The sequence below is a fragment of the Streptosporangium sp. NPDC006007 genome (genome assembly GCF_040614315.1).
Lineage (GTDB): Bacteria > Actinomycetota > Actinomycetes > Streptosporangiales > Streptosporangiaceae > Streptosporangium.
Window position 1 is genome coordinate 195,160 of sequence record NZ_JBEXUG010000008.1, and the last position, 8,578, is coordinate 203,737.

7 protein-coding genes are annotated in these 8,578 nt (G+C 70.1%); 3 read left to right on the top strand and 4 right to left on the bottom strand.

Annotation, left to right across the window (positions count from 1 at the left end; translation table 11 throughout):
• Window positions 1-198: 198 nt before the first annotated feature.
• The 3 genes from ABZ194_RS09760 to ABZ194_RS09770 form a co-directional block, all read right to left on the bottom strand.
• Complete coding sequence (locus tag ABZ194_RS09760) at window positions 199-1,353, bottom strand: glycerophosphodiester phosphodiesterase (protein WP_355594259.1); 1,155 nt, start codon at window positions 1,351-1,353, stop codon at window positions 199-201.
• A 266-nt stretch (window positions 1,354-1,619) separates the two neighbouring features.
• On the bottom strand, window positions 1,620-2,489 hold the full coding sequence (locus ABZ194_RS09765) for a L,D-transpeptidase (protein WP_355594261.1): 870 nt from the start codon (window positions 2,487-2,489) through the stop codon (window positions 1,620-1,622).
• Window positions 2,490-3,028: 539 nt separating this feature from the next.
• On the bottom strand, window positions 3,029-3,214 hold the full coding sequence (locus ABZ194_RS09770) for a hypothetical protein (protein ID WP_355594263.1): 186 nt from the start codon (window positions 3,212-3,214) through the stop codon (window positions 3,029-3,031).
• Window positions 3,215-3,354: 140 nt separating this feature from the next.
• On the opposite strand from ABZ194_RS09770, the gene ABZ194_RS09775 reads away from it, so the two are divergent.
• Window positions 3,355-3,678 (top strand): YciI family protein, encoded by a 324-nt coding sequence (locus ABZ194_RS09775; RefSeq protein WP_355594265.1) that lies wholly within the window; start codon window positions 3,355-3,357, stop codon window positions 3,676-3,678.
• A 12-nt stretch (window positions 3,679-3,690) separates the two neighbouring features.
• Entirely contained in the window at window positions 3,691-5,673 is a 1,983-nt protein-coding gene (locus ABZ194_RS09780; RefSeq protein WP_355594267.1) for a sigma-70 family RNA polymerase sigma factor, read from the top strand.
• Window positions 5,674-5,841: 168 nt separating this feature from the next.
• On the opposite strand, the gene ABZ194_RS09785 is transcribed toward ABZ194_RS09780, so the two are convergent.
• The gene (locus ABZ194_RS09785; RefSeq protein ID WP_355594269.1) at window positions 5,842-7,101 is read right to left on the bottom strand and encodes a HEAT repeat domain-containing protein; all 1,260 of its coding nucleotides are present in this window, start codon (window positions 7,099-7,101) and stop codon (window positions 5,842-5,844) included.
• A 147-nt stretch (window positions 7,102-7,248) separates the two neighbouring features.
• Between ABZ194_RS09785 and ABZ194_RS09790 the strand changes: the two genes are divergently transcribed.
• The gene (locus tag ABZ194_RS09790) at window positions 7,249-8,322 is read left to right on the top strand and encodes a hypothetical protein (RefSeq protein WP_355594271.1); all 1,074 of its coding nucleotides are present in this window, start codon (window positions 7,249-7,251) and stop codon (window positions 8,320-8,322) included.
• Window positions 8,323-8,578 lie beyond the last annotated feature (256 nt).

The window sequence follows — 8,578 nt, forward strand, 5'->3', positions numbered from 1 at the left end:
TGGGTATCGGCAGACCTACCCTGAGCCACCGGTCGGCTAACGGTCATACCTGATCAGGTGCCACAGACATCGGCGACACCTCACGAACTCGGGAGGTTCGCGACGTCGGCGCTCTTCGACGGTTCGTTCTCGTGCCGGGCGACCGGCACGCGGGCCTCGGTGAAGACCGGATCGGGCTCGATCGGTTCTGACGGGTCGTCAGTCCCCAGGGCACACGCGATCCCGCACGACGCGCGCGGCCACGGGGTCGTTGGCGAACACTCCGTCCACGTCGAGCGCGAAGAGCCGTCTCAGCCAGCTCTCCACGTCGCCGGCGGCGCGCCGGTAGGCGGGGCGGGCCGGATCCCCCCGCCGGTAGTCCGCCGGGAGTCCCGCGTTCTCGTTCCGGACGGTCGCGACGAGAACCTGGAGGCCCAGCCGGTGGGCGTCCCGGACGAGCGAGGTCGGCGTTCCCAGCCTCCCGTCGGAACCGAGAGGCACGACCCGCGAGGTGATCACCCCGATGCCGTCGGCGTACGTGGCGATCTGCGCCAGGCCCTGCGGGGTGATCAGGTCGCTGTAGCTGCGCCGGTCACCTGCGGCCACCAGATCGTACGGCCTGCCGCTCGCGCCGATGAGCTGGACGAGCCGGAGCCGTGTGACGGAACGTAGCCTCTTGAGCGTGGTGGTCTCGAACGACTGGATGAAGACCGGGGCTCCGCCGTCCTTCCAGCCGTACCGTCCGAGGGTCTGCAGCAGCGGCCCCTCGATCGGCAGCCCTATCGAGGCGAAATAGGTCGAATACTTGATCTCGGGGCAGACGCCCACGCCGTACCGCCGGGCGAGCTGGACGACCTCGTCCAGCGTCGGGATCCCCGCCTGCCCGTCGTACGCCCTGTTGCGCGGGCGCCGCTTGGGGAAGCGCTCCCTGGCCCGGAGGGCGCGCAGCTCGCCGAGCGTGAAATCCTCGGTGAACCAGCCGGTCCTCTGGCGGCCGTTGATGGTCTTGGTCGTCCTGCGACCGGCGAACTCGGGGTGGTTCGCGACGTCGGTGGTTTTCGACAGCTCGTTCTCGTGCCGGGCGACCAGCACGTGATCCTTGGTGGAGACCAGGTCGGGCTCGATGTAGTCGGCGCCCATCCGGACGGCCAGCCGGTAGGCGGCAAGCGTGTGCTCGGGCCGGAAGGCACTGGCCCCCCGATGCGCGATGACGATCGGTACGCGATCGTCGGACCCGACCGGCCCGGTCACCGCCTCCGCGGACCGCGGCGCGACGAGCGCCACCCCTCCCACGAGCCCGGCTGTCACCAGCACGGCCACCATAAGCACGGCGGACGCCCCGCCCCGCACCACCTTGCCCACCACCTCGGACACCCCCGCTCTCCGATCCTGTGGGGGGCCGTGTCAGCACCAGCACCTCTACCCCGGATCGGTGGGAAGGACTCTCCGCCCGCGAGACGTCCGCACATCACCACCAACCGGCGCCCATCGCCCATCCACCACGCGGGTACGGCGAGCGTCGACACCGGCCTGACCGGCCCCGGTGAACGACGCGCGACCCGGCGAGCGTTCCCGGTCATCGGGGTCCGCGGTCAGCACGACCGGTACGACCGGACCGGCGCCCGCGCCCTCGGCGGGGATCAGCCCTCCTGCCCGCTCTCCTCGTTCTGGCCGGTCCCCGTGGTAGGCCCGGTGCCGGTGGCGGGTCCGGTCCCCGTGGTGGGGCCGGCGCCCGTGGCCGGCAGGGCGCTCCCCCGCTTCCACTGCTTCCAGCTGAGCTGCCAGAAGCTCCAGCCGTTGCGCCAGTCGAGCTTCCGCCTGGTGCCGGTGATCTGCACGACGTCGCCGCGCTGGGCGATCCCGTAGAACCACTTGGCCCCGGCGGGCGTGGCACGCACACAGCCGTGGCTCTGGTTGGACCTGCCGAGGAACTGGTAGGCGCCCGCGCTCTGGTGGACGTACTCGCCGCTGTCGGAGATCCGTACCGCCCAGGGGATCTCCAGCTTGTAGTAGAGGCTGTCCTCGGGGTCGGTGACACCCAGCCAGGAGGAGGTCATGGTCTCCACCTCCCTCTTGCCCATCGTGAGGTGGGTGCCGCTGGTGGTGAGGTAGACGTCGACACCGTTCTTGACCAGGCCGCCCCGGCCCGCGCTGATCGGGATGCGCTTGACGAGCCTGCCGTCGCGGCGGACCCTCATCACGTGCTTGCGGGTGTCGACCACGGAGATGTTGGCCGTGCCGACCGCGAAGCGGCGGGTGACGTCCTTGGTGGCCTCGTTGCCAGGAATCTGGCTGAGGCGGGCGGTGAGGAGGACCTTCTGGTGCGGGCGCCAGAAGGTCTTGGTGCGGTAGACGACCTTGCGGTCGGAGACCCAGCGCCAGGCGCCCTCGACCGGCCTGTCCGCCTGGACCTGCAACACCGCCTCGGCCGCGGCCCGGTTGGCGACCGGCTTGTCGAAGGTGACGATGATCGGGAAGCCGACACCGACGGTCTCGGTCTTCTCGTCCATCGGCGTGATGTCGGCGATGCCGAGCGGCTCCTTCCGGGGAGCGGCCTTGCCGGCGGCACCCCCGGCCGGAGGCGAAACGTTCCCACTCCCGGCCTTGCCCCCCTCACCGGCTTTACCAGCCCTACCGGCCCTACCGGATTTACCGGATTTACCGGATTTACCGGATTTACCGGCCACGACGGTCCCACCGGTCTCGGCGGTCTTGCCGATCTCAGCGGTGGCTCCGACGGGCGCGGGTACGGGCTGAGCGGCCGGGTGGCCTTCCACAGAGCAGGCCGCCGCACCTGCGAGGGCGACGAGGGCAAGCGAGGCATGAGCCATCCGCTTGAGGGTGTTCACGGTCTACTCCTCATATATGAGCTTTCGCGCCACTTTCGGACTTAGCGCGTTCCACTCGTGAGACAGCCGAGAACTGGGTTATGGCCTACCTTGCCCCATAACGATCAAGTAACAGCACGTACGGCGACCGCACAGCGCCTCGCCTGGTACCGCATTCCCTTGCTGGGGACGCCTGTGACGTGCCTTCTCGCGGGGGAGGTTCAGAGGCCGCGGCGATACCGGGCGGCAACCGTGGAGATCCAGAGCATCGCGGTGATGGCACCGACGGCCAGGGTCAGGGAGCCCGCCTTGCTTCCGCTCATCGCCCAGCCGTCGCCGATCAGGAGGGCCGTGCCGGCGGCGCGGGAGGCGATGGCGGTGGTGCTGGGGATCTGGACGGCGGTCATGGCCGATGCCCTTCTCGGGTTCGTTTTCTTCGGTTCTCGCTCACACGTCGATCCGATGATGTGGCAGGGAACGCCTTCATTCCCTGCCACGTAGGCTTACTCGACGCGTAGGCAGAGCAACGGAACAGAAGGAGAAACCCATGCGCTACCTGATGACGACCAAAGCCTCCGACACCGTCCCCGACGAGAGTCTGTACATCGAGATGGGCAAGTTCGTTGAGGAGCTGACCGCGGCGGGTGTCCTGCTGGCCACCGGCGGTCTGGAGCCGGGCGGCGTCCGTGTGACGTCCTCCGGTGAGGAGATCACGGTGACGGACGGGCCGTTCACCGAGGCCAAGGAGGCCGTGGCCGGCTTCGCGCTGGTCGAGGTCCGCTCCAAGGAGGAGGTGATCGAGCTGGCCCGCCGCTTCCGCGAGATCGTCGGTGACGGCGAGAGCGTGATCCAGCAGGTCTTCGGTCCCTGAGCCGCTGTCGTCGTGCCTGCCAGAGACGTCCGCCGTACGATCGACGCGGTCTGGAAACTTGAATCGGCCAGGATCATCGCCGGGCTTACCCGGATGGTGCACGATGTCGGCCGCGCAGAGGAGCTGGCCCAGGACGCGCTCGTCGCCGCGCTCGAACAGTGGCCCGAGTCGGGAGTCCCGGACAATCCGGGCGCCTGGCTGACGGCCATCGCCAAGCGCCGTGCCATCGATCACATCCGGCGGTCCCAGCGTCTCGAACGCAAGCACGAGCAGCTCGCCCACGAGCTGGAGCAGCAACAGGCCCCCGCGCGGGACGATGTCCTGCGGTTGATGTTCCTCTCCTGCCACCCGGTCCTGCCCACCGAGGCGCGGGTCGCGCTGACACTCCGGCTGCTCGGCGGTCTGACGGCCGAGGAGATCGCGCGGGCGTTCCTCGTCAACGAGCAGAGGATCGCCCGGCGCGTCGCCGGGGCGAAGCGGACGCTGGCCGGGAAGCGGGTGCCGTTCGAGCTGCCGGACGACTCCGAGCTGACCGAGCGCCTGTCCTCGGTACTGGGTGTCATCTACCTGATCTTCAATGAGGGGTACTCGGCGACGTCAGGGGACGATCTGATACGGCCGGGACTCTGCCTTGAGGCGCTGCGGCTGGGCCGGATGCTGGCCCAGCTGGCACCGTACGAGGCCGAGGTGCACGGACTGGTCGCGCTGATGGAGATCCAGGCGTCCCGCTCGGCCACGCGGATCGGGCCGTCGGGTGAGCCCGTCCAACTGCACGAGCAGAACCGGGGGCGCTGGGATCAGCTGCTCATCCGCCGTGGTTTCACCGCGATGCTGAGGGCCCGGCAGATCGGTGGCGCCCCCGGCCGTTACGTGCTGGAGGCGGCGATCGCCGTGTGCCACGCGCAGGCACGGACCGCCGAGGACACCGACTGGGCGAAGATCACGGCCCTGTACGAGGCACTGGCCCGGCTGCTGCCGACGCCGGTCGTGCAGCTGAACCGGGCAGTGGCGCTCGGGATGGCGCAGGGGCCGCAGGCGGGGTTAGCCCTGGTCGACTCCCTGGCCGCCGATCGTACGCTGCAGGACTACCACCTCCTTCCGGGCGTCCGGGGTGATCTCCTGGCCCGGCTGGGACGGTATGGAGAGGCACGGCTGGAGTTCGAACGGGCCGCGTCTCTCACCAGGAATGTCGCCGAGCGCGCCTTTCTGCACCGCCGTGCGGACGAGATCGCCGTCACCGGCACGTCGGAGGTCACGCTCGCGGAGGCCGTTCAGGGCTTCCTGGGGCGCGGCGATCTGGACGCCGGGACGATCCGCTCGTACGGACAGACTCTGCGGCGCCTCCGCCTAACCTTGGGCGACCGGATGCCGCTGGCCTCCCTTACCTCCGACCAGGTGGCGGAGGTGTTCGCGACAGCCTGGGGTGAGGCGGCGGCCAAAACGTGGAACCGGCACCGGTCGGCCGTCAGGTCGTTCGGCGCCTGGGCGTCCTTGGGCCACCTCGCAGCGGGTCTCGACCGGCGTCCCGAGCCTCCTTCCCGGACGGAGGCGATCGGCGCGGCGCAGCTCAAGGCGCTCTGGAGCCGTCCCGGCCTGCCTCTGCGAGAACGGGTCCTGTGGCGGCTCCTGCACGAGTCGGCGGCCGGGGTGACGGCCGTCCTCTCCTTGAACGTCGAGAACCTGGACCTGGACGACCGCCGGGCCCGCGTAGGCGGCACCTGGGTGAACTGGCGGTCCGAGACCGCCCGGCTTCTCCCCCTCCTTGTGGGCGGCCGGACTCAGGGCCCTCTGTTCCTCGCCGATCGGCGGCCCGGACCGTCCCGGATGCCCGCGGAGGCCGACCTGTGCCCGGAGACGGGCCGGCGCCGCCTGTCCTACGCACGGGCCGAGTACCTCTTCAAGGGGGCCACGAAGTCCCTGGACCCGGCGGGTAACGGCTATACCCTGCGGCAGCTCAAGCTCTGTTTTGACACGCGAACCGGAATGAATCCCTGACGTGCCGGGCCCCTCAACGCCGACCAGTCGTAATCGGATCCAATGCGTTCGACGTGGGCGGGCCGGAGATGAGCTCGAATGGCTTGAGAACATATTCCGGTGGGCGCGTTACCTCGTCTCCATCGCCTCGTGGACGGTCCCGCCCGGTGCGGCCGAGCGGCTCCTCCGCTACGCCTGAGCGCCGGGTGAGCCGGAGAGCAGTTCGGAGGCGTACTCGGCCATCTCCTGCGCGGATCTCGGCAGCCCGTAATCCGTGACGAGCGTGGAGAAGTTGCCGAACGGGTGACTGCCGAACCGCCAGGTGCCGGGGGAGTCCGCGAGAACGCGGACGATCCGCCGCTGGCGCTCGTCGAGCGCCGTGAAGGTGGTGCCCGCCGGAAGCGGCTCGGGGAAGGCCATCGGCAGGGCTGCGTCCGCCACCGCAAGCGCCTCGGTCCCGGAGACGGACGGCAGCCGGGCCAGCAGTTCCGCGAACAGGGCATCGGCGTAGACGTCTCCGAGCTCGTGCAGCGCCTGCGCGGCGTATCCACGGAGGTCACCGTCGAGGAAGGGGATCGTCTCGTCCGCTCTGCCGGCGTGACCGACCCAGCCGAGCAGCTCATCGGCGACGCGCCCGCCGGCGGCCGGACCGCGGAGCCGCGCCTGCCCGACGGCCGCACCCCAGCGCACGACGTCTCGCGGATCGTCCAGTGCGGCGTCCAGCGTGACCGTCACCTCCGGCGTCGGTTCCGCGCCGGAGGCGGCGCCGAGCAGGCCGATCGCGACCAGGACGGTGGCGGCCACCGCGGGCTCGGGGTCGGCCGCCGCCCGGACCAGCGCCGGCAGAACGGCCTCGGCCTCCTCCGGATACCACGCCAGCGCATAAGCGGCGGCGATCCGTACCGGGACGTCGTCGTCGGTGAGCAGCTCGCGAAAGAACGGCAGCCCGGAGCGGACCGCGTCGTACGCCGCCAGTGCTAGGTAGGCGTCGAGCCGGCCGTTGTCGGCGTCGTCGAGCGTCCCCATGTACTGGAACAGGCCGGGCTCGTCGCCCCCGTCCTCCTCGGCCTTCTCGTCCACGAACCCCTTGCCGACGGCCAGCAGGACGTCTCCTCTCGCGGCCTGCGCACGATGGTCGGCAACGGGATAACCGGACGGCAGATGCCCCTCGGCGTAACCGACGGCCAGATGGGTCAGCAGTCCCAGAACCGCCGCACGGTCCGGCGTGGCGGGGTCCGCGAGCAGTTCCAGCAGGAACGGCACCGCGTACGCGCCGGCCTCGTAACGGGTGCCCTGGTGAAAGACGTTCCCGTAGAGGCTGTTCAGCGCCTTGCTCCGGATGTCGGGGTCCGGGGAGCGCAGTCCCCGGATCTGGCCCGGCACATCGCCCGCGCGGCCGTAGGCGTGGGTCAGGCCGGCCCAGTCGACGACATCGAGTCCTTCAAGCATGGCCGCATGCTGTCAAACGCCTACGACATTTTCATGGAGCCCGTACGGACGGGTCGACTGAGCGAGCACCCGCCACGTTCTTGCCCTGGCCGACCCATTCCCCGCTGGCATGTCAACTTTTCCCCCGAAAGGCGCGTCTTACCCTTTATGGGACTGTTGTTTCGCGGCACCGCTGTAGCCGTCGCCTTCTTCGTCACCGCGGGGCCGGCCGCCGCTCACGCCGTGGCGCCGGCCGGTCAGTGGAGTGTCGTCCACAACGACCGCCGCGACTCCTACGACGCGGTGACGGTGACGCCGGGCGGGGCGGTCTGGGTCGCCGGGACCAGGCGCCCGGATCACGGATCGACCGGCGCCGAGCCGCTCCTGTTGAAGGGCGGCCGGTCTGCCTTCAAGCGTGTCACCGGGCCGGGTTTTCGGGTGAGGCGGCTGACGTCGGCGTCCGACACCCGGGTCTGGGCGTTCGGCGCGTCGCGATACGCCCGGTGGGACGGCAAGCGCTGGCAGGTCAAGCCATGGCGCCACGGCCGGGTGGACCGGGCGCACTCCATCGGCAGGAACCTGTGGGTCATCGAGAACTCCAATACGTTCCCGTCGGCCGGTGACGCCGGGTGGAAGGCGCGCTCCACACTGCGGCGCCTGGCCGGGCCGGTATGGCGCAAGGTCCACACGCCGATCGTGGTCAAAGGACTCGACGGCAAGTGGGCGGCGGGCTCGACGCGAGGCAAGGCGGCTCTGGCCCACTGGACCGGCACGGCCTGGCGCGCGGTCGCGCTGCCGGCGATCCCGTCCGCGCACCCGGGCCAGATCTCGGAGCTGACGGACGTCGCGGTCGACGGTGAGACCGGCCGGGTGATGGCCGTCGGCTGGGCCGCCTGGCCGTGCGGCGGCGCGAAACCCTCCTTCTGCGGTGAGACCCTGCTGTTGTCCGGCTATCCGGGCGACTGGAACTTCGAGGTCCGCGGCGAACCGGGCATCCAGCCGCGCGCCCAGGCCGAGCCCGACGGCAGAGGCGGGGCCTGGGTCGTCTACGACACCAAGGGCGCAGGCAGCGGATTCCTGCACATCGGCACCGACGGTGTCGAGCCGGGCACCTTCCCGGCTCCGCCGAACCAGAACGCCTCCGTCCGTGACCTCGCCGTCCAGCCGGAGAGCGGTTCCATCTGGGCCGTCGGCGCGGCACCCTCTGGCCGCGACGGCTCGATCTGGGCCTACCGCCGCTGAGCCGACCGGGCATCGGGGCCACACCGACGGGACCCAACGCGCCCTGGTTCGCGCTGGATTCGCACCTACCTCCGTCATGCCCGGGTTACTCCGCAGTGCCGAGGAGTGTTTAGGCCGTGACTCATTTGGCGATCGGTCGTTAGATCACTCGTGGATGCGTTCGGGCGTTCCCCCCTGAATGTGGACACCTTGGAGACTGGATCTTGAGGTCCAGGGGAAGAGATGTCACTGATGGTGATGAAGAACTACCCGTCCG